A 19,795-nucleotide genomic window follows, 5' to 3' on the forward strand; every position below is an offset into this window, starting at 1 on the left:
GCCAAAGTATCAAAAAAATTCCTGCTTCTAGCATCTTTTATCCTTAGTATGCGTGATGATCATTTTTGATCTCATCTTGTGTGATCTTCTTGCTATCTATCGCTCGCCAAACAACGATGATATAGGCAAGCACTACTGGCACTAGCAAGCTAACATATGCCATAACGCCAAGTGTGTAGTGGCTTGAGCTTGCATTTTTGATAGTTAGCGAGCTAGCAAGGTCGCTAAATGACGGATAAAATGCTGTGCCATTTAGTCCTGTTATCAAAAATAGCGCAGTCACAGCTAGTGTTACGCCAACGCCGTAAGCAAAAATTCCACGGATGCTTTTTGTAAATGCCCCTTGGAAAATTCCAACAAGTACCAAAACAACGCCAACAAGAAGCAATATACCAACGATAGGCATCTCGATCAAATTTATAGCGTATTTGTAAGGCATAAGGCTAATTACGCCATTTGTGTCGTATGCAAAGCCATCTTTTGTAAGCACCCAAGCAAGAAATCCTAGGAAAAATGGCAAGAATAGCACGGTATTGACAAGTAGCTGTTTTCTAGCGTTTTGTATAAATTCGCCATCAGCAATGTTGTTTATAAGATATAAGCATCCGCCTATGCGAGATAGGAAAAACATCGCTATGCCAAGTAAATACAAGTAAGGATTTGCCAAAGCTTCAAGACCGCGAAATGGAGTCTTCCACTCGACAAAGTTGTGCTCATTTAGCACAAAGTCGCTTCCGCTAAAGAATGTACTAACCGCCATGCCAATAAGGATAACGCCAAGTGAGCCATTTATGAAAAGGAAAATTTCATAAGTTCTAGCACCTAAGAAGTTATCAGGCTTTTTGCGGTACTCGTAGCTTACGGCTTGGATGATAAAGCAAAATAAAATAGCCAGCCAAACCCAGTAGGCACCACCAAAGCTAGTAGCGTAAAATAGCGGGAACGCCGCAAAGCACGCGCCTCCAAACATAACAAGCGTTGTAAATGTAAGCTCCCATTTTCTACCGATAGAATTTATGAGCATATCTTTTTTAAGCTCGTCCTTGCCAAGGCTAAAGATGAGCGACTGGCCACCTTGAACAAACATCATAAATACCAAAAGTCCGCCAAGAAGGCTAACTATAAACCACCAATAAATTTGTAAATTTTCTAAGCTTAAACTATGCATGGTCGTTAAATCCTATCTTTATTTGCTTAAGCATGATTTTGATCTCAGCAATTAGCAAGACCGTAAATAAAACAGCAAATAATATAAATGAAATTTTGATATTTGAGTCTGCTAAATTCGTAGCTCCGACGCCAACGGTCATGAGATCTTGTATCACCCATGGCTGACGGCCGACCTCTGCTACTATCCAGCCAGCTTCAGCTGCTATATAGCCAAGCGGTATGGTAAAGAGGCAGATCCACAAAAATGCTCTTATGTTTTCAAATTTATACTTTCTTGAGAGATTTAGATAAAGAGTGATAGCAAAAAGAGCTATGAAGTAAGTGCCAAGAGCGACCATGATGTGAAAGCTATAAAATGTAAGTGCAACTGGCGGCACAGCGTCTTTTGCGTCCTTAAGATAGCCATATCCTAAGAAATTTAGGTTACTTTCTAAATTTGAAAGAGAAGTTTTCATTAGGCTCTCATCATTTGCTTTTTTAGCCTCTTTGTAGTTTTTAAGAGCTTCGATAGCTACTTTGCCCTTTGCCATCTTCTCTTCTACGCTTATTAGATTGTGCTCGCTATTACCATAAAGTAGGTCATTTATACCTGGCGTAAATGAGTCAAGCTCTCTGTTTGCCATGATGCCAAGTGCATAAGGCACCTTTATCTCAAGCAAAAATGGCTCGCTCTCGTCGCCAAGCTTTTTAGCTAGGTTTAAAATACCAGCAGCAACTAGACCAGCGTTTTTCTCGCCCTTGTAAAGTCCCTCCATGGCTGCTAGCTTCATAGGCTGCTTTTGAGCTACAAAATATGCGCTTTCATCGCCACTAAGTAACAAAAATGCCGATGTGATAAGGCCAAATGCGCTAGCAACGACGATACTTTTTTTAGCTAGCAAGATGTGGCGTTTTTTGATTAAAAACCAAGCAGAAATTCCTATCACAAAAAGAGCCGAGATAGTGTAGCCGCTAGTTACTGTGTGCAAAAATTTGCTAATGCCAAGAGGATTTAGCGCGACTTCAAAGAAATTTTCCATCTCCATTCTTGCAGTATCTGGATTAAATTTCATGCCTATTGGGTATTGCATCCAGCCATTTGCGATTAAGATCCAAAGCGCGCTTAAATTTGAACCAATCGCGACAAGCCAAGTTGAAAGCAGGTGAAATTTCTTGCTAACCTTTTCCCAGCCAAAAAACATAATGGCAAAAAATGTACTCTCCATGAAAAATGCGAGCAAACCTTCTATCGCAAGAGGAGCGCCGAAGATATCGCCGACAAACCAGCTGTAATTGGCCCAGTTTGTACCAAACTCAAACTCCATGATGATGCCAGTAGCTACACCGATAGCGAAATTTATACCAAAGAGCTTTAGCCAAAATTTCGTTATCTCAAGCCAGACTTTATCGCCAGTTTTGACATATATCGTCTCCATAATGGCAATGATAAAACTTAGCCCCAAGGTAAGTGGGACAAACAAAAAGTGGTAAATGGCAGTCAGCGCAAACTGAGCCCTAGACCAATCAACAAAATCCATCTCAGACATTTTATTCCTTTATTAAATTACGAATTACAAATTCGCTTTTTTCTTCGTCGGTTTGAAATTTGGTATTTAGAGTCTCGTTAAAGATGAAGGCTTTTAAAATTCCAAACATGATGATAAGCTTTATTATTATGAGAAGCCATAATTTTTTGCCTATTTTCATGTTTTTAAAGCCCTCTATATATAAAGAGGCAATGATGTTTAGGTAGTTTTTTATCATAGTTTTTGAAGTCTATAACAAAAAGACTTAAAGAATAATTTTTAAAATTTATACGATTAATGCCTTACTAAATATTTAAGGGGTATAATCCGCAATTAAAAAATAAATAAATTTAAGGAAATTTAATGGCAAAAGAGACGAAGTACATTTTTATCACAGGTGGCGTTTTAAGCTCACTTGGAAAAGGCATCGCAGCTGCGTCTATCGCGACTCTTTTAAAAAATTCCGGCTTAAAAGTAAGTGTTTTAAAAGCTGATCCATATATCAACGTAGATCCTGGCACGATGAGCCCGTTAGAACACGGCGAAGTTTTTGTCACAGACGATGGGGCAGAGACAGATTTGGATTTGGGACATTATGAGAGATTTTTAGATGAGAGCCTAAGTCAAGATAATAACTTCACAACCGGTAGAGTTTATAGCTCAGTGATCGAAAAAGAGCGAAGAGGCGATTACCTTGGAAAGACTATACAAGTGATCCCTCACATTGTTGGCGAGATAGTTGATCGCATCAAAAAAGCAGGCGAGGGCAAAGATGTCCTAATCGTTGAGATCGGCGGAACCGTTGGCGACATCGAGGGATTACCATTTTTAGAGGCGATAAGAGCGCTAAGAGTGGAAGTTGGCAAAAAAAGAGCACTAAATATCCACCTAACTCTCGTGCCATTTATCAAAGTAGCTGGTGAGCTAAAAACAAAGCCAACCCAGCATAGCGTAGGCGAGCTAAGACGTATAGGCATAACACCAGACATCATCATCTGCAGATCTGAAATGCCACTAAACCGTGAGCTAAAAGATAAGATAGCAGCAAGCTGTGGTGTGGAGAAAAACTGCGTCATAGAAAGCTTAGACAGCGCAAGTATCTATCAAATTCCGCTTTCATTTTTAAAGCAAGATATATTAACGCCGATCGCTGAAAATTTAGGCTTTAATGAGCTAAAACCAGATATGGCAAAGTGGGATAGCCTAGTAAAAAGGATAATCGCTCCAACAAATGAAACTACAATAGCATTTGTGGGTAAATACATCGATCTAAAAGAGAGCTACAAAAGCCTAACTGAGGGCATTATCCACGCTGGAGCAAATTTGGATGCTAGGGTAAATTTACGCTGGATAGATAGTGAAAAGATAGAAGAGAACAATGTAAATGAGCTTTTAAAAGACGTAGATGGTATCTTAGTCGCTGGTGGCTTTGGCGAAAGAGGCGTTTTAGGCAAGATGCAGGCTATAAAATTTGCTCGTGAAAATAAGATCCCTTATCTTGGAATTTGCCTTGGTATGCAGCTAGCACTCATTGAGTTTGCAAGGGATGTTTTGGGCTTAGAAGATGCAAATTCTATGGAATTTGACAAAGAGTGTAAAAACCCTATCATCTACCTAATAGATAGCTTCATTGACGCTCACGGCAAAAAACAGATAAGAACGCACACAAGCCCACTTGGCGGCACGATGAGGCTTGGAGCATATAACTGCGACATCAAACCAAAGACACTTTTAGCTGAAATTTATGGCAATGCAAAGAGTGTAAAAGAGCGCCACCGCCACCGCTACGAGGCAAATCCAAAATATAAAGAAATTTTTGAGAAAAATGGTCTTTTAGTAAGTGGCGAGAGCGATGGGCTGATAGAGGCTATCGAGCTAAAAGGCCATCCATGGTTTGTAGGCGTGCAGTGCCATCCTGAATTTACTAGCCGTCTAACTAAACCAAATCCTGTGATATTAGGCTTTATAAAGGCAAGTTTGGAAAACGTCAAATCTTAAATTTAGAGCCATCTGGCTCTAAAAATTCTTTTAAAAATTTTGCTGTTTTTATTAAATTATTTATCAAATAAATCCCACTTCTTTCTATAAATTTTTTAAGGAGAAAAATGAAAACTTTAATCATCTTAGCACACCCTAACATCCAAAACTCGGTCATAAACAAACGCCTGCTACAAGAGGCTCTCAAAGAGCCGCAGCGCTTTAGTGTTCATGATTTGACGCAGGTTTATGGGGGTGGCAACATCGACGCTGCACGCGAGCAAGAGCTCATCAGAGCCCACGACGCCCTCGTTTTGCAGTTTCCGCTTCACAACTTCTCCTGCCCTCCGATTTTAAAATCGTGGATCGACGCGGTGATGACGCATGGCTTTGCCTACGGACGCGGTTCAGACGGCATAGCGGGGCGCAAGGTAGCGCTAGCCGTGACCGCAGGCATCAAAAAGAGCGACTACTGCCCGCAAGGACGCTATCATTTTAGCTTGCGTGAGGTTCTTACGCCCTTTGAGCTTGCGTTTAAATACTATTTTCACGCCGATTACCGCGACTTTTTCGCATTTTACGGCGCCGAGGAGACTCCGGGTGTGGATTACGTATCAAGCCAGGATGATTTAGAGCGCGGTGCCAGAGAATACGCGGAGTTTTTGAGAAATTTGGAATAAATTTTATAAAAATGGTTTAAGCTTTATGGCATAAACCATTTAAAATTTATAAATTTAATTGTATAAATTTTTGCTAATACTTACTATTTTTAGCGGGTTAAATTTGTAAAGACTATCAATTTAACAAAGCTTTTAAGCTTGCTATGAGCCCTAAAATCTTACTTTCATTTAAAATTATAAGAAATTAAATTTCAAAAAGATATAATCCAAGCATTCAAAATAAAGACGAAAGATTGCGATGAAAAAGAAGTATTTTTATAGCCAAATTTTTGGCAATATGGGTGTAAATTCAAGTGAACAAGTGGCATTAAATAAAGTTGGCAAGTTATTCAAAAATTCTTGCCAAAACCATGCTAAATAAAGAGGACATAAGGAATTTACTAGCGCATAGATTTTGTAACGACATACATAAAAAAATTAGTGAAATTCCGACACCAAGTGCCTTAAAAGATATCTACAAAGGTGCTAACCGCATAAAAGAAGCGATCGAGAAAAACGAGCGCATAGCCATTGTGGGCGATTATGATGTTGATGGTGTTGTTTCGAGCGTAATTTTGGCCGAGTTTTTTGATGATCTTGGTGTGAAAGACTACCTAGTAAAAATTCCAAATAGATTTAAAGATGGATATGGGCTAAATCCTGAGATAATAGACGAACTCTCAGCTGATGTAAGCTTGATTATCACCGTTGATAACGGTATCTCTGCAAACGATGCAGCCATTATCTGTAAAGAAAAAGGCATCGATCTTATTATCACTGATCATCACATGCCTCCAGCTGTTCTCCCAGAAGCTTATGCGATCATCAATCCAAAACAAGAAGACTGCAACTTCCCAAATATCGAAATTTGTGGTGCTGAGGTTGCTTGGTATTTGGTTGGAGCGTTAAAGGATGTTTTTGGGCTAAATTACGATATGAGCAAATTTCTAGAGCTTTTAGCTATCGCGATAATCGCTGATATGATGGAGCTAAGAGATATGAATAGAATGCTTGTTCGTCTTGGCATTTGTAAGTTAAATGCGTCTAAGCGTTCTGCATTTCACGCTATAAAAGAGTTTTATGGTAAGGAAAAATTTGAGTGTGATGATATTAGCTTTCTTATAGCTCCACTTATAAATTCAGCCGGACGCATGGACGATGCGATGAATTCATTTGACTTTTTACGTGCTAAAAGTATCGAGGAAGCTTACAACTACCTTGATACGATCATTGAATTTAACAACTCCAGAAAAGAGGAAGAGCGCCAACTCTTTGAGTGCTCGCTAAAGGACGTAAAAGAAGATGATGAAGTCATTATCACTTGGGGAGAGCAGTGGCATGAGGGTGTGATAGGTATCGTAGCAAGCCGCCTTGCAAAGCACTTTGCAAAGCCAGCTATCGTCTTTAGTATCGATAAAGGTCGTGCAAAAGGTAGTGCTAGAAGCATTGGCAAGCTTGATATCTTATCTCTCATAGCAAGCCACGAAAATTTACTAACAAGCTACGGCGGTCACAAAGGAGCGGCTGGACTTACGCTTGCGCCTGAAAATTTGGTGAAATTTAAAGAAGCAATAAATAAAAGTTGCTCATGCCTAAATATGCAAGAGTGCAAAAGCTCGGACGAGCTACTTGGCGATATAATGCCAAGCGAGATAGACTTTGAGCTGCTTGAAATTTTAGAATTTTATGAGCCATACGGGCAGAAAAACCCTCGCCCAGTCTTTAAGATAAAAAATGCTCTTGTTAAAAATGAAAGACTTATAGGAAGAGATCAAAATCACTTAAAGCTCATCTTGCAAAAGGATAATAAAACACTTGAGGCTCTATTTTTTAACTTTACAAAACATGCTAGAGTTGGCGAGATGATAGATATTATCTTTTGTATATCAAAAAATTCATTCCGCGGACTTGTTACTCCACAGCTACTCATAAAAGAGATTTTATAAATTTTATCTCGGTTTTATAATGCTAAAATTTTAATAAAACCGAGATTTCTTCGGTTTTAATTCACCAAAATCGTTTCTTTATATATTTAATGCAGTCCAACTAAAATAATACTATTTGAGTCAAATTTCTGTATTGTAAAATTAATGTTATATAAATATTTATACTTTATTTAAGTTCATTTTTGCTTTAATTTTAATTTTAAATATTAATTTCATAGGACTAAACATGAAAATTTCTTACGTTTTAGCATTTGCTTTAGTATCAAATTTAATGCTTGGTGCTGAAGAAACGATAGACTTGGCTCCGGTTACCGTTTCTGCAAAGATACAAAAGTCCGTTCTTGACGAACCGACAAAGGCTCAAATAGTAGGCAAAGGCGCGATACTAGAAAACGGCGACATCGCTAAATCGCTTTTAAATTTGAGCGGCTTTACGATGGAGCGCAAGGGTGGAGGCGGCAGCGAGGTTTATTATCGTTCGCAGACGGCGGCTAGACTGCCGGTGCTAATCGACGGTAGCACGCTAAACGGCGGTTGCGGTATGCGCATGGATACGCCCATCACCTACATCTCGGCGCAAAACTACAGCTCGGTTCGTATCGTAAAAGGCCCGCAAGACGTCAGATACGGCGCGCTCATTAGCGGCGGCATATTTTTCGATAGAGAGATAGCAAGGCTGTCAAAACCGAGCTTCGGAGGAAACGTAAGCGTGCTGGGCGGCAGTTTTAAGCGGTTTGAAACTACCGCGGACGTAGTGGCGGGCAACGAGCTGGGCAGCATAGAGGTTTCCGGCGGACACTACGAGAGCGGCGATTATAAAAGCGGCGGCGGGCAGAAAATGCATACGCACTATAAACGCAACAGCGTCTCTCTCGTGGGTACGCTAACGCCTACGGAAACTACCGCATTGTAGTTAAGTGCGGATCTGGGGGAGGGCGAAGCGGCGTATGCCGATAGGATGAGGGACGGCATACAGTTTGACCGTAAGTCTTTCGGACTCAAATTTGAACAAGACGTCGGCGAGCACAAGATTAGGCTAAGCTCATACTATCATCAAATCGATCACATAATGGACAACTTCACCATGCGTCCGGTGGTGCCGGGCACGGGGCGCGGCAAGGGATACAGCATCAGTCACCCGATACGCGATATGTACGGCTTTAAGCTAGAAGGCGAGTTAAATTTCGATAATCTAACCAGCTTCATCGGCGCCGGTTATTCGCAAGACTCCTTTAAATGGCGAGGCGCCGGAACGGGCAGAGCCGGCGTGTCTAAAGCCGAAATGGATGCCGCCGTATCAAAGCCGCACGTAAAAGAGCGCAAGGTAACGTATAAAACGATATACACTCAAAACGAATACGTCCTTGAAAACGACTACGGGCTTTTTGGCGGACTTAGGCTGGACGCGGGCGAGAGAAAACTGCTAAAAACGCATAAGAGCAGGAAAGAAAATTTATTCTCAGGGTTTTTTAGATACGAGAAATATCTACAAAATTTAACGCTCTACGCAGGACTAGGTCACGCGCAAAGGTTACCGGATCACTGGGAAACGAATAAAGACCCAGATCTTAAGCTAAATAAAGAAAGAAACACTCAACTAGACTTTGGCACCGTGCTAAAAGACAAAAACTACGAGCTAAACGCGAATTTCTTTGTCTCGAAGATGGATGATTACATAATGATAAAGTATAACCCTATGGGTATGTCATCAAACGTATTTAATACCGATGCCTTACTATACGGCGGTGAGATCGAGGGCGATACGCTACTAGCCGATATATTTAGGCTAGGGGCGGGTGTATCCTACGTCTACGGCAAGGTGACTAAAAACGCGGGCGGCTTAAAAGACGGCGATGCACTGCCTAAGGTTTCTCCTCTAACGTTTAAACTAAGCGCCGGCCTAGAAAAGCCAGACTGGTTCGTCAAAGCCGACTTCTACGCTAACGCATCGCAAAACCGCGCGCAAAAAGGCTACGGCGACGTGGGCGGTATGGACCTGGGCAAGAGCGATAGCTTCTGGACGCTAGGACTAAGCGCGGGCTATAAATATAAAAATTATCAATTTTTGCTAGCGGCGGAAAATCTAAACGACGCCAAATACGCCTATCATAACTCAAAAGGCGGCTACGGCGGCGGTATCGCAGGCTACGAGACTATCCCGAACGGCACGAGGCTTTATGAGCCAGGTAGAAGCTTTTGGGCGAAATTTAAGGTACATTTTTAGGGCGTAACTTAATAAATTTGCATGGCTATGGGCTTAGGATTTGCCCTAGAGCTGTGCCAAATTTAAGTATTTTTACTCTTATCTTCTTAATAATACTCACGCTTGCTATATTTACTATTAGTAATAAATTGGCACTTGGTATAAAATTTCTTATTAAATTTTAAAGCCAAAGGATGATTAAAATAGGGCTTTATTAAATTTAAATTTTATATAGATTAAAAGCTTAGATGTAAAATCTCAGAAATTTTTTAAAGGAGAGGTATGAAAAATTTACTTGTAAAATCAAGCTTGATTCTAGCTTTGGTAAGCTCAGCAGCACTAGCTCAAGGTGCATTTGTCGGCGGCGAAGGTGATTATTCGTTTAACTCAAAAATCAAAACAAAAAACATAGCAAGTAGTGAGAAAAATAACTTCAAAAAAGGTCATTATGGTCTTGGCTTTTATGGCGGTTATGATTTTGACAGCTATAGAGCTTATGGCGGTTATTATTATGACTTTAAAGCTAGGAAAAATGCTGGTGAATCAGATGCAAAATGGAGTAAGCATAAATTTTTAGGCGGCGTTGATTATACGCCAAGCATCACTGAAAATTTTAAAGCCGTTCTTGGCGGATACACAGGCCTTGGCTACTTGAGCGTTAGAGAGAGATTTAATAACGAAACAAGTAAGAAAAATTTCAAAGGCTTACTAGTTGGCGCAAAAGCGGGCGGCATCTACTCATTTGACGAACATAACGCGATCGAGTTTGGCTTAAAAGCTGATAAGACTTTTTATAAGAAAAATAGCGGAGCTCAGCTAAGAGATACGACTATAGGAATTTATACAGGCTATACTTATAGATTCTAACATTTAGGCAAGGCTAGGCTTTGCCTTATTTTGGGCTACTCTCTACCTTCAAGAAGTGGCACAAAAAGGCACTCATCTAAGTACTCTTTTTCTAAATTTCCATCTTTATCTTTTTTAAATTTAGCGATAAATTGCTTGCCATCTTTTTTCATTGGAGCTACTAAAATTCCACCATTTTTAAGCTGCTTAAATAAATTTGGCGAGATCTCATCAGCAGCTGCCGAGAGCAGGATACGATCAAATGGTGCGTAGCTTCGCCAGCCATTGTTGCCGTCATCATATCTTACATGCACGTTTTTTATTTTTAGTGCCTCGAAGCGTTTTTTCGCCTCCATGGCTAGTTTCTCTATTCGCTCGACGCTAAAAATTCTATGTGCAAGTTTGCTTAAAATCGCTGCTTGATAGCCACTACCGCAGCCTATTTCTAGGATGTTATCCATATTCTCGCACTCTAGCGCCATTGTCATCTTTGCCACAGTTAGCGGTGAGCTGATCCACTGATTGCCCAGTATCGGCTGAGCATCGAGCTTATAAGCATGCGCAGTGATTGGTACAAAAATTTCACGCTCAGTGGTAGCTATCGCATCGAACAAAAGTGGGCTTAACGTGATCTCATCGGCTATATCGCTAGCCAAATTTTGGCATTTTATCGCTTCTAGTTGAGTCAAAATTTATATCCTAAATAAAAATTAAATCGTTATTATACGATTTAAAACTTATCTTAAAATTTATAAAATCCCTAAATTTGTCTTGATCTCTTTTATTAAATTTGCATCAAAAATCATCTCTTTAACAAGTGTGCCATTTGGTAAAAATACCCCAGCAACTTCTAATGCAAGAGAGCTTGAGATCATGACATAGCAGTTGTTTGCGATAGCTAGAGCCTTGCAAAGGCTAAGATAAGCATCCTCTCTAGCCTTGCCCCACATGGCTGGCACCATGATGATATCACATCCTTTTAGCTTTGCCCAAAGTGTGCTATCGCGTAGTTCAAAGCATATTAGCACGCCAAGCTTTAGCCCTCTAAAATCAAATGCATTTATATCGCTCACATCGCCAGCGGCAAAAATTTCATGCTCTAAATTTGGCCTAAAAAGTTCGGCTTTAAATTGTGAATGAAAGACATTATTTGAGTTAAGAAGCAAAAATTCGTTATAAATTTTTGGCTGGTGTGGATTTAGATTTGAAATTTTAGCGAGTCCTGCGCTTTTGTTTAGGCTGCTAAGGTGCGTAAAACCAAGAAATTTATCTGGGCTAAGCGCCTCTTGCAAGCGCTCAAGTAGCATCGCATCAAAGCTACCTATCATACCACCAAGCATCGCTTTGTTCGTCCCTGCAAAAAAACCGTCAAAGTCATAGCCGCTTATGCAAAGCTCGCTTGCAAGCAGGAGCGAATTTTCAGGCGCAGCTTCAACTAAATTTGCAAGCTCTTCTAGGCGATCGGTTGCATTTTTTGCCTTTAATGTTAGGCTTATTAGGTTTAAATTTTCGCTCATTTATTTTCCAAATACAAATGTCATAGGTTTTTCGTCGTGGCAGTCTTTTGGAATTTTGCAGTTTATATCCGTACCACCGATGTTTGGTGTGGCTTTTAAAATAACGCTTATAGCTGTGATTTTATCATCTCTCTGGGAGAGTGGGTCATTAAAAACCCAGATCTCGAAGGCAAGACCTCTAGCCTCATCATGTGAAACCACTCTTACCTCTTTTAGGTCTTTTGCTTCAAAGCCACACTGTTTGTTTATGCCAAGCATCACGTCATTTCCTAGCACAGATCCTAGCGGTGCGAAACTTGGTGCAATTTCGCCGTTTGGCATCTCTTGATAGATTTCTGCTTGGCTTGTCTCTTTTACCTTGACAAGCTTGTAGGCGTAGAAATTTTCGAGATTATTTTTATTTGCTTGATCAATTATCCTTTGATTGCTGCTAGCACACCCCACAAAAAGCACGCAGACAAGGGCTAAAATTCCATTTTTAAAAGTCATCAAAGCTAATGCTTCCCTTGCTGTAGTTTGTCACCTTTGCTTCAAAGAAATTTGACTTTTGGTCGTTAAATTTCGCAAAGTCATCGACCCATTTGATCGGGTGAGTGACGTTGTATTTGCGTTTTAGACCGATCGCAACTAGACGTTGATCGATGAGGTAGTGGATATACTGCTCGATGATATCATCAGTAAAGCCCATTATCTGGTTTTGGGTGATGTATTTGCCCCATTTTATCTCTAAATTTCCAGCTTTTTCAAACATATCATAAATTTTTGCCTCAGTTTCAGGCGTAAAGAGATCGGGTCTTTCTTTGCGGACTGAATTTATCATGTTTTGAAATAGAAGCAGGTGCGTGATCTCGTCGCGTTGGATGAAGCGGATCATTTGAGCTGAGCCTAGCATCTTGCCAGCACGTGCTAGAGCGTAGATCGCTGTAAAGCCGCTGTAAAAGTAGATGCCCTCTAAAATTTGGTTTGCAACCATCGCAAGAAGTAGCTTCTCGTCAGTTACTTCACCTGCAAGCTCCTCGTATACGCTTGAGATGTAGTCATTTTTCTCACGCAAGACGTCGTCGTGCTTCTCCATCTCGTAGATGAGGTCGGTATTGTCACAGATCGCTTCGACCATGACGGCGTAGGACTTGGAGTGGTTTGCCTCTTCGTAGGCTTGGCGGCTTAGTACGGCGTTGATCTCTGGTGCGGTGATGTAAGGGTTGATGTTATCGGCTAGGTTGTTTGTCTGGAAGCTATCCATCGAGATGAGCTGGCTCCAAACTAGATCATACATGCGTTTTTCGGCCTCTGTGAGGTTGTAGGCGTAGTCTCGCACGTCGTCTGTGGTGTCGACCTCTTTTGGAAACCAGGTGTTTGCCTCCATGAGGTCCCAAAGCTTTAACGCCCACTCGTATTTTGCCTTGGTGAAATTTAAAATGCCGTGTGGGTTGCCGTTAAAGACTCTTCTGTCGGTCAAATTTTCATTTGAACTTGGGTTGTATATGCGTTTTCTGTTCATAAATTTCTCTCTTGTTTGTGGTAAAAATTTCTTAAAATATTACCCAAAGCAAGGTAAAAATTTACTTTTATTTAGAGCGCCTTAGTCCTTTTTATGGTCATTAAAAAGCCAGTTATGATCAGCAAAACTGCGATAACGCATGATACTGCAAATACGACCTGACCGACCTCGCCAAACATCTCTCCAGTGTGCAAGCTAAGCACCTTTCGCCCAGCCTTTTTGGCCTCTGGGATACTATCACTCTTGCTAACAAGCTTATTTTCTTTTATCTTGCCAGCGCTAGTGTCAAGCTTTAGTTTGCCCACTTGGCTCTCGCTAGTTTCATAGTTTATAGTGTAGGTGCTTTGGTTATTTTCAGGAATGTTTATCGTGAGTGATTTTAGATCTAGTGTGACATTTTCTTTAAAAATTTGCTTCGCAGTCTCGATCTCTTTAAATTTCTCGTCGCTTATTGAGAGTAAATTTGATTGTGGTAGACTTTTTTTCATTGGAGCTGTTTTTAGGTCAAAAAATATACTATTTACACCGCTTCTGACCCATCCATAAGACCAGTAAAGTCCAGTTAGTGACATCACCACAAGTAAGATCGCCACGTAGGTGCCAAGGCTGGTGTGAAGGTTGTAGAAGCAGGCGTAGCCCTTTGCTTTTGGTTTAATTTTTAGTGAATTTAAGAAATTTCGCTTGATCGCTGGTGCGTAGAGGATGAGGCCACTGATAGCAAGCAGAGCCATGATGATAGAGCTAATGGCAACTATTTGTTTGCCAATATTGGCTGGTATTTTGCTATCAAGCAAGGCAAGACCTAAATTTCTATGAAGACTTAAGATAATGATACGAAATTTCTCACCCCAATCCTCGCTAATAACTTCGCCACTTCTTGGATCTATGAAGAAATTTAATTGCTTTTTATCCTTTGTAATGCTTATACGATAAGCTTCATTTTCTCCACCTATTTGTAAGCTTTCAAGCGTATCAAATTGAATCTCACTTTTTGCTTTAGCTAGGAGTTCATTTAAACTTAAATTTGTTTTTTCGCTAGGAACTAGGTTTATAAAATTTTTATTTATCGCACTTTTGATCTCTTCTCTATAAGACGCAAATGGTGCTGAAAGAGTCATGAATATTAGCGGAATAGCCGCAATTAGTCCAATTATTAGGTGGATGTTGAAGATGATTTTTCCTCGTTTTAAAAACATTTTTTTCCTTTAAATTTTAATAGCGAATATTATTTTATTTTTTGTTAAGAGGAGATAAATTTGGTAAGAAATTTGCTATTTATTTTGAGCGATCGGTAAGAGATACTCAAAGGTTCTGATGACTGCGTTTAGATCCTTTTTATTTAGAGATTTAAATGGTTTTAGTAAGTGATAAAGTGGTTTAAATTTTATAATTAGCTGTAGTGAGCGCGCGTAAATTTCACTCCCTCCGGTTGCCAAATATTCGCTAATGACTTCGCTTGCAAACTCGTCTGAAATTTTAAAACGAAATAACTCATCTATAAAAACAAGCAGATCGCGACACTTTTGAAGCTCTAGGTCATGGCTAAAAAATTTTGACTCAAAGTCTAAAAATTTTATCTCGTCATTTTTTATGGCGATATCCCTAAGGGCTGGGCGTCCGTGTGCAAAATTTAGTGCATGAAGCCCAGCTAGTGCGCGGGCTGCTTTTAGTAGAATTTCATGTTTAAATCTTTCATTGTTGCTATACTTAAAAAGCTGAGAAATCGGTTCACCGACATCTTCTATCACGAAAAACTCATCGCTTTTTAGAATGAGTTTTGGGGCAGGAGCTTTGGCTTCGTTTAAAATTTCAAGTTTCTTTATTTCGTTGGCAAATGATTTATAAGGATTTGGCTTGAAAATTTTAGTTAAAAAGCCACCTTCAATGTTTTTTTCAATACGTTTTAACCAAAATTTTTGTCCATCAAATTCAAAGCTAAAGATACGATCATTGCCGTCACTATGACTTTTTAAAATTTCATTGACATATTGTTTTAAATTTTGCATATTTGTAATTTAGCGAAAGAAATCTGAATTTTTACATATATGTGGCGTAAATTTTAGTAAAAAGTAGTGAAAATATATTAAGCAAAAGAGATAGTAAAGCACTGGTGGAGTTAAGCGGGATCGAACCGCCGACCTCTTGAATGCCATTCAAGCGCTCTCCCAGCTGAGCTATAACCCCAAATAGATTTTGGCATTTTATCTTTTTATGGCTTACAATATTTTGAAATTTGTTTTAGCAAAATAAAATTTTAAGCAATTTTTGGATAATATTGCAAACTTTAACGCGGGAATAGCTCAGGGGTAGAGCACAACCTTGCCAAGGTTGGGGTCGCGAGTTCGAATCTCGTTTCCCGCTCCATTAACTTAGCCCGAGTGGCGGAATGGTAGACGCAAGGGACTTAAAATCCCTCGGTAGTTTTTACCGTACCGGTTCAAGTCCGGTCTCGGGCACCACGATATGGCGACATGGCCAAGTGGTAAGGCATGAGCCTGCAAAGCTTTGATCCCCGGTTCGAATCCGGGTGTCGCCTCCAAACTTCAAAAATAACTACTCAAAGGAATAATAGTGAGAAATTTATTTTTAGCAGCTTGTATAGCATTTTTTGTAGCTGGTTGTTCAAATACTTGGCATGGCGTAAAAGAAGATACTCATAATGCCAAAGAATGGACTAAAGAAAAGATAAATGATGGAGCTACATATATTAAAGAAAAAACAGAGTAAATTTTAGAGATTATAGTAAATTTTAAGCAAAGTTGGTTATAATCACAAATCTTTAATTCGGGAGATGGCTGAGCGGTCGAAAGCGGCGGTCTTGAAAACCGTTGAGGTGTGAAAGCCTCCTGGGGTTCGAATCCCTATCTCCCGGCCACCTATCTAATTCCTTGTTTATTTTATAAAGCATTACCTAGATTTATCGTTCATAATGGCTATAAAAAAATTTCTATAAATATTCAGTCCAAAATTTACTAAAACTAAAAATAGTAGTAAATTTCTTATTCAAAGTAAGATATTGTAAGATAAGGAAAAGTTTAAGAGTTTTTATATTTTATTTTTGACTATCTTAAATTCTCAAAATAATATTTGTAGTAGCACATCCAAAATACATAATAGGTAGTAATCCTGTGTATAAATATATGTAAAATTAATAATATTGAATAAAGAATTTAAGACGAATTCAAAATAAGAATTTAAACTAAAGCAATCCATGAAAATAGTTTAAAGTTAAAGTGGCGGCTATGTTTTATGTAGTCTAGGTTCTATTTATATTTAATAGATAAAAGTACAACAGACAAAAAATAAACTACTTGCTAATAAATATTTTTTTGAAATATTATTTTGAGAGAATATCTAGCCACATAAAAGTAGCTAGATAAGGAAAAATTTCTAAAAATTTTAGATTTTTAAAAGCTCGGCTTCTTTTTCTTTTACAAGAGTATCGATTTTTGCAGTGTAGGTGTCAGTTATCTTTTGAACCTCATCTTGTCCCTTTTTGCTCTCGTCCTCAGTTATAGCTTTGTCTTTTTCAAGCTTTTTGACTTCATCATTTGCATCTTTTCTTACGTTTCTTATACTAACTTTGGCTTTTTCCCCCATTGATTTTGCATGTTTTGCATTTTCTTGGCGTTGCTCGACGGTCATAGGTGGGAAAAATAGCTTAACACTCTCACCATCACTATTTGGATTGACACCGATATTTGCTGCTTGGATAGCCGATGATATGGCTTTTATCATACTTTTTTCCCAAGGCGTGATAGCGATAGTTGAAGCGTCGCTTGTAAGCACAGTGGCTACTTGGTTAAGTGGAGTTGGCGAACCATAATAATCAACCATTACATGATCTACAATATTAATGTTTACCTTACCCGTTCTAAGCGTTGTAAAGTCACGTTTTAATGAAGCTATTGCTTTTTCGCAGCCTTCTTTTTGTGTTTCGTAAATTTTATTTAGCATTGATGTCCTTTATTAGAAGTTTTGTACTTCGTTGATGATCTACTTTTAGTGATATTAAAACTTTGCGTTTATCGAGCGGTGGGTTAAATTTACACTCAAAAACACCATTTGTCATAGGTACCTTTTTAAAGCCATTAAAGCCAGTCATAAAAAAACTACCTTCGCTAGCATTTGTATCAGTTTTTATAATAAGTTTGTCTATTGCATTATTTTGTGGATAGCTATCTGGAAATATCCACTGGGCATTTAAAAATTTGCTATTAAACGTTAGTGCTATTTTGGTACCGTTCATTACGGGCGTTCTGTAAAGATCAAAAACATCGCTTTTATCTGAAACTGCGCCTGAGTTTTGATTTAAAAGTGCTAAAAAGCCAAATTCCTTTGCAAGAGCAACCACTCTACTATCGATCTCGCCGTAAGGTACTGCGAAGTATTTTGGCTTATAGCCCATGTGTTTTTCAAAGGTTTCAACGCCCTTTTGAAAATCCTCTCTTAATGCCTCATCGCTAAGCTTCGTCATCCTTGGATGAGCGTACGAGTGGTACCCAATCTCGCCATAAGCCTCAAGTTCTTTAATCTGATCAAAATCCAAATAATCGCCATATTTATTTGCACTGGCTTCCACATAAAGCATTAGTGCAAATGGATAGTTATACTCTTTAAATACACTAAGGGCCTTGTCATAGAAACTTTTATAACCATCATCTACAGTGATGACGATCCAGTTATCAGGTATTTTTTCGCCAGCATTTACAGCATCGACTAGCTTTGAGAGTTTAACGACTTCATAGCCATTATTTTTGAAATATTCAAACTGCTCTCTTAAATTTTTAATAGAAATATCAGTGCTTGTATGTCTTGGATCATCAAAGCGATGATAGACTAAAATATGAGCGTCTGCTAAAGCAAATGTTAGCGTCAAGAATGACGCTAAAAGTGTTTTTATCATTGTTATTTTGCTGGAGTTTGTGGTGCACTAGGAGCTGATGGTACGTCGTTTGACTTTGGTATGACTAGAGATTTACTATCGACGCTATCAACGATAGAGCGTTTTAGATCTTTATTGTAGAAGTATCCAAGTGCAAGTGTATTTAAGATAAATAAAATACCTACGATAAAAGTAAATTTAGCTAAAAATCCAGCTGGTCCTTTTGCTCCAAAAAGACTCTCGTTACTTCCGCTATATGCCCCAAGTCCGATAGATGAGCTTTTTTGAAGTAAAACAGCGATAGTTATGATGACAGCTAGAGCAAACTGTAAGATCAAAAATATTAAACTCACGAAATTTCCTTTAAATTTTTAAAAATAATTGGTTGCGATTATACAAGAAAAGATTTAAATTTTTAGTTAAAGTTCTTTTTCAAGCTCATAAAGCTCGTATCTTATGCTTTTAAAAAGCTCGGCTCGCTCTAAATTTATAAGCTTAAAGCACTCTTCAAGCACGCGGGCGCTCTCCTGGGCACGCTTGAAATTTGCAGTGATTATCTCGTCTAAATTTTCTCTAGCTTGCTCGCTTTTTGTGCTAGTTTTTAAGACATCTTCTTGTGAATTTCTAAATTTTAAAAATTCTTTTTGTGGGATCTTTGCTTTATGGCGGAGGGATTTTATTTTGTAGGCGAGCTTAGCGTCATCAAAGACATATCTTTTTATATCTTCAACAACGCGAAGCCCTTCTTTTAGCCTATTTAGATTCGCATCTATCACTCGGTAGATGCGCTCATCTTTAGTCATTTCTATTAAAAATTCCTAAAATTTGTAGCAATGATGTAAATAGATTTACAAAATCAAGATACAAAGCAACTGCACCTTCAACTGGTGTTTCATAGTTTCCACGGATAATATTTTGCGTATCAAAAAGTATATATGCACTAAACAAGATCGATGAGATACTTGCGATTACAAGTTGAAACATTGTACTTTTAACGAAAATATTGATAATAGCTGCTGCAACAATAACAATTAAGGTTATGAACAACATTTTACCCATTGTTGTAAAGTCGCGCTTTGTATTCATTGCAAAGACACTTAACGCACCAAAAGCAACTGTTGTTAGTCCAAATGCTTGAGCCACGATACCAGCACCACTTGGCATAGCAAGGATCGCTGAAAGTAGCGGAGTTAGCGTAAGGCCACTTATAAAAGTAAATGCAAATAGAAGTATTAAATTTAATCCCTCTTTGCGTTTAGCTGCCATTAAGCCAAAAAGTAGTGCAAACTCGACTATAACAAGTCCCCAAAACAAAAATCTATTTGCCGCAAAAACACCAGCAATGCTAATGCCTACATAGGCACCAGCTGTAGCTGAAAGTAGTGATGCTGCAAAAAGTTGATAAGTTTGTTTTATAAAAGTGCTTAGCGAGCTTTGAGAGTACGCAAGTTCTTCTTGATTTTGTTTTGCGTAGTTCCTATCATATAGACTCATTTTATCTCCTTATGAATTTTTGAATGAGTTTAGCCTAAAATAATTAAACAATGAATAAAAAGAATTTTAATAAATTATATTAGTTAAAAATT

General features: G+C 38.8%; 21 protein-coding genes and 5 tRNA genes. 11 read left to right on the forward strand and 15 right to left on the reverse strand.

Annotated elements, in window-relative coordinates:
- Positions 1-43: 43 nt before the first annotated feature.
- Genes CYP43_RS01040 through CYP43_RS01050 form a run of 3 tightly spaced genes read right to left on the reverse strand, consistent with a single transcriptional unit; the run spans position 44 to position 2,913 of the window.
- Positions 44-1,168: a cytochrome d ubiquinol oxidase subunit II gene (locus CYP43_RS01040; RefSeq protein ID WP_103582180.1), complete on the reverse strand. Its 1,125-nt coding sequence runs from the start codon at positions 1,166-1,168 to the stop codon at positions 44-46.
- On the reverse strand, positions 1,161-2,696 hold the full coding sequence (locus CYP43_RS01045; RefSeq protein WP_103582181.1) for a cytochrome ubiquinol oxidase subunit I: 1,536 nt from the start codon (positions 2,694-2,696) through the stop codon (positions 1,161-1,163). The genes CYP43_RS01040 and CYP43_RS01045 overlap by 8 nt, the downstream gene beginning before the upstream one ends.
- A 1-nt stretch (position 2,697) precedes the next feature.
- On the reverse strand, positions 2,698-2,913 hold the full coding sequence (locus CYP43_RS01050) for a DUF4492 domain-containing protein (RefSeq protein WP_021091886.1): 216 nt from the start codon (positions 2,911-2,913) through the stop codon (positions 2,698-2,700).
- Positions 2,914-3,038: 125 nt separating this feature from the next.
- Here CYP43_RS01050 and CYP43_RS01055 point away from each other — a divergent pair, with 125 nt between their 5' ends.
- From CYP43_RS01055 to CYP43_RS01075, 6 genes are all read left to right on the forward strand, one after another.
- Positions 3,039-4,673, forward strand: coding sequence for a CTP synthase (locus CYP43_RS01055; protein WP_087578046.1), 1,635 nt, complete (start codon positions 3,039-3,041; stop codon positions 4,671-4,673).
- 107 nt (positions 4,674-4,780) lie between these two features.
- Positions 4,781-5,332, forward strand: coding sequence for an NAD(P)H-dependent oxidoreductase (locus CYP43_RS01060; protein ID WP_103582182.1), 552 nt, complete (start codon positions 4,781-4,783; stop codon positions 5,330-5,332).
- A gap of 350 nt (positions 5,333-5,682) precedes the next feature.
- A complete protein-coding gene (gene recJ / locus CYP43_RS01065) occupies positions 5,683-7,257 on the forward strand; it encodes a single-stranded-DNA-specific exonuclease RecJ (protein WP_103582183.1) in 1,575 nt (524 codons plus the stop codon).
- 226 nt (positions 7,258-7,483) lie between these two features.
- On the forward strand, positions 7,484-8,170 hold the full coding sequence (locus CYP43_RS09415) for a TonB-dependent receptor plug domain-containing protein (protein WP_180998618.1): 687 nt from the start codon (positions 7,484-7,486) through the stop codon (positions 8,168-8,170).
- Between the two features lie 45 nt (positions 8,171-8,215).
- Complete coding sequence (locus CYP43_RS09420) at positions 8,216-9,481, forward strand: TonB-dependent receptor domain-containing protein (RefSeq protein ID WP_180998619.1); 1,266 nt, start codon at positions 8,216-8,218, stop codon at positions 9,479-9,481.
- Between the two features lie 261 nt (positions 9,482-9,742).
- A complete protein-coding gene (locus CYP43_RS01075; RefSeq protein WP_103582184.1) occupies positions 9,743-10,327 on the forward strand; it encodes a hypothetical protein in 585 nt (194 codons plus the stop codon).
- A gap of 35 nt (positions 10,328-10,362) precedes the next feature.
- Here the strand turns inward: CYP43_RS01075 and CYP43_RS01080 are convergent, their stop codons facing one another.
- The 7 genes from CYP43_RS01080 to CYP43_RS01110 form a co-directional block, all read right to left on the reverse strand.
- Positions 10,363-10,995 (reverse strand): protein-L-isoaspartate(D-aspartate) O-methyltransferase, encoded by a 633-nt coding sequence (locus CYP43_RS01080; protein WP_072595253.1) that lies wholly within the window; start codon positions 10,993-10,995, stop codon positions 10,363-10,365.
- A 60-nt stretch (positions 10,996-11,055) separates the two neighbouring features.
- A complete protein-coding gene (locus CYP43_RS01085; RefSeq protein ID WP_103582185.1) occupies positions 11,056-11,823 on the reverse strand; it encodes a carbon-nitrogen hydrolase family protein in 768 nt (255 codons plus the stop codon).
- Positions 11,824-12,315, reverse strand: a complete 492-nt coding sequence (locus CYP43_RS01090) for a hypothetical protein (protein ID WP_180998620.1) — start codon at positions 12,313-12,315, stop codon at positions 11,824-11,826.
- Positions 12,302-13,324 carry a ribonucleotide-diphosphate reductase subunit beta gene (locus CYP43_RS01095; RefSeq protein ID WP_021092521.1) on the reverse strand — a complete coding sequence of 341 codons (1,023 nt, stop codon included), beginning with the start codon at positions 13,322-13,324 and terminating at the stop codon, positions 12,302-12,304. The genes CYP43_RS01090 and CYP43_RS01095 overlap by 14 nt, the downstream gene beginning before the upstream one ends.
- Positions 13,325-13,395: 71 nt before the next feature.
- Positions 13,396-14,520: a PepSY-associated TM helix domain-containing protein gene (locus tag CYP43_RS01100; protein WP_103582187.1), complete on the reverse strand. Its 1,125-nt coding sequence runs from the start codon at positions 14,518-14,520 to the stop codon at positions 13,396-13,398.
- Positions 14,521-14,595: 75 nt separating this feature from the next.
- Positions 14,596-15,330, reverse strand: a complete 735-nt coding sequence (locus tag CYP43_RS01105; RefSeq protein WP_103582188.1) for a spore coat protein — start codon at positions 15,328-15,330, stop codon at positions 14,596-14,598.
- 102 nt (positions 15,331-15,432) lie between these two features.
- Positions 15,433-15,508 (reverse strand) — tRNA-Ala (locus CYP43_RS01110).
- A gap of 105 nt (positions 15,509-15,613) precedes the next feature.
- Here CYP43_RS01110 and CYP43_RS01115 point away from each other — a divergent pair.
- From CYP43_RS01115 to CYP43_RS01130, 5 genes are all read left to right on the forward strand, one after another.
- Positions 15,614-15,688 (forward strand) — tRNA-Gly (locus tag CYP43_RS01115).
- 8 nt (positions 15,689-15,696) lie between these two features.
- A tRNA-Leu gene (locus CYP43_RS01120) sits at positions 15,697-15,783 on the forward strand.
- A 6-nt stretch (positions 15,784-15,789) separates the two neighbouring features.
- Positions 15,790-15,863, forward strand: a tRNA-Cys gene (locus tag CYP43_RS01125).
- A gap of 32 nt (positions 15,864-15,895) precedes the next feature.
- Positions 15,896-16,051, forward strand: coding sequence for a hypothetical protein (locus CYP43_RS09425; protein WP_167496266.1), 156 nt, complete (start codon positions 15,896-15,898; stop codon positions 16,049-16,051).
- Positions 16,052-16,109: 58 nt separating this feature from the next.
- Positions 16,110-16,199: transfer RNA gene (locus CYP43_RS01130), tRNA-Ser, on the forward strand.
- Positions 16,200-16,723: 524 nt separating this feature from the next.
- Here the strand turns inward: CYP43_RS01130 and frr are convergent.
- From frr to CYP43_RS01155, 5 genes are all read right to left on the reverse strand, one after another.
- Complete coding sequence (gene frr / locus CYP43_RS01135) at positions 16,724-17,281, reverse strand: ribosome recycling factor (RefSeq protein ID WP_072595202.1); 558 nt, start codon at positions 17,279-17,281, stop codon at positions 16,724-16,726.
- Entirely contained in the window at positions 17,271-18,230 is a 960-nt protein-coding gene (locus CYP43_RS01140; RefSeq protein ID WP_103582189.1) for a polysaccharide deacetylase family protein, read from the reverse strand. Before CYP43_RS01140 ends, frr begins: the two co-directional genes overlap by 11 nt.
- A 2-nt stretch (positions 18,231-18,232) precedes the next feature.
- Positions 18,233-18,562 (reverse strand): preprotein translocase subunit SecG, encoded by a 330-nt coding sequence (gene secG, locus CYP43_RS01145; RefSeq protein ID WP_021091090.1) that lies wholly within the window; start codon positions 18,560-18,562, stop codon positions 18,233-18,235.
- A 66-nt stretch (positions 18,563-18,628) separates the two neighbouring features.
- A complete protein-coding gene (locus CYP43_RS01150) occupies positions 18,629-19,012 on the reverse strand; it encodes a thiamine-phosphate pyrophosphorylase (protein WP_103582190.1) in 384 nt (127 codons plus the stop codon).
- Positions 19,005-19,703: a Bax inhibitor-1/YccA family protein gene (locus CYP43_RS01155; RefSeq protein ID WP_084109905.1), complete on the reverse strand. Its 699-nt coding sequence runs from the start codon at positions 19,701-19,703 to the stop codon at positions 19,005-19,007. The genes CYP43_RS01150 and CYP43_RS01155 overlap by 8 nt, the downstream gene beginning before the upstream one ends.
- Positions 19,704-19,795 lie beyond the last annotated feature (92 nt).

It is taken from the genome of Campylobacter concisus, from assembly GCF_002913045.1.
GTDB lineage: Bacteria > Campylobacterota > Campylobacteria > Campylobacterales > Campylobacteraceae > Campylobacter_A > Campylobacter_A concisus_AP.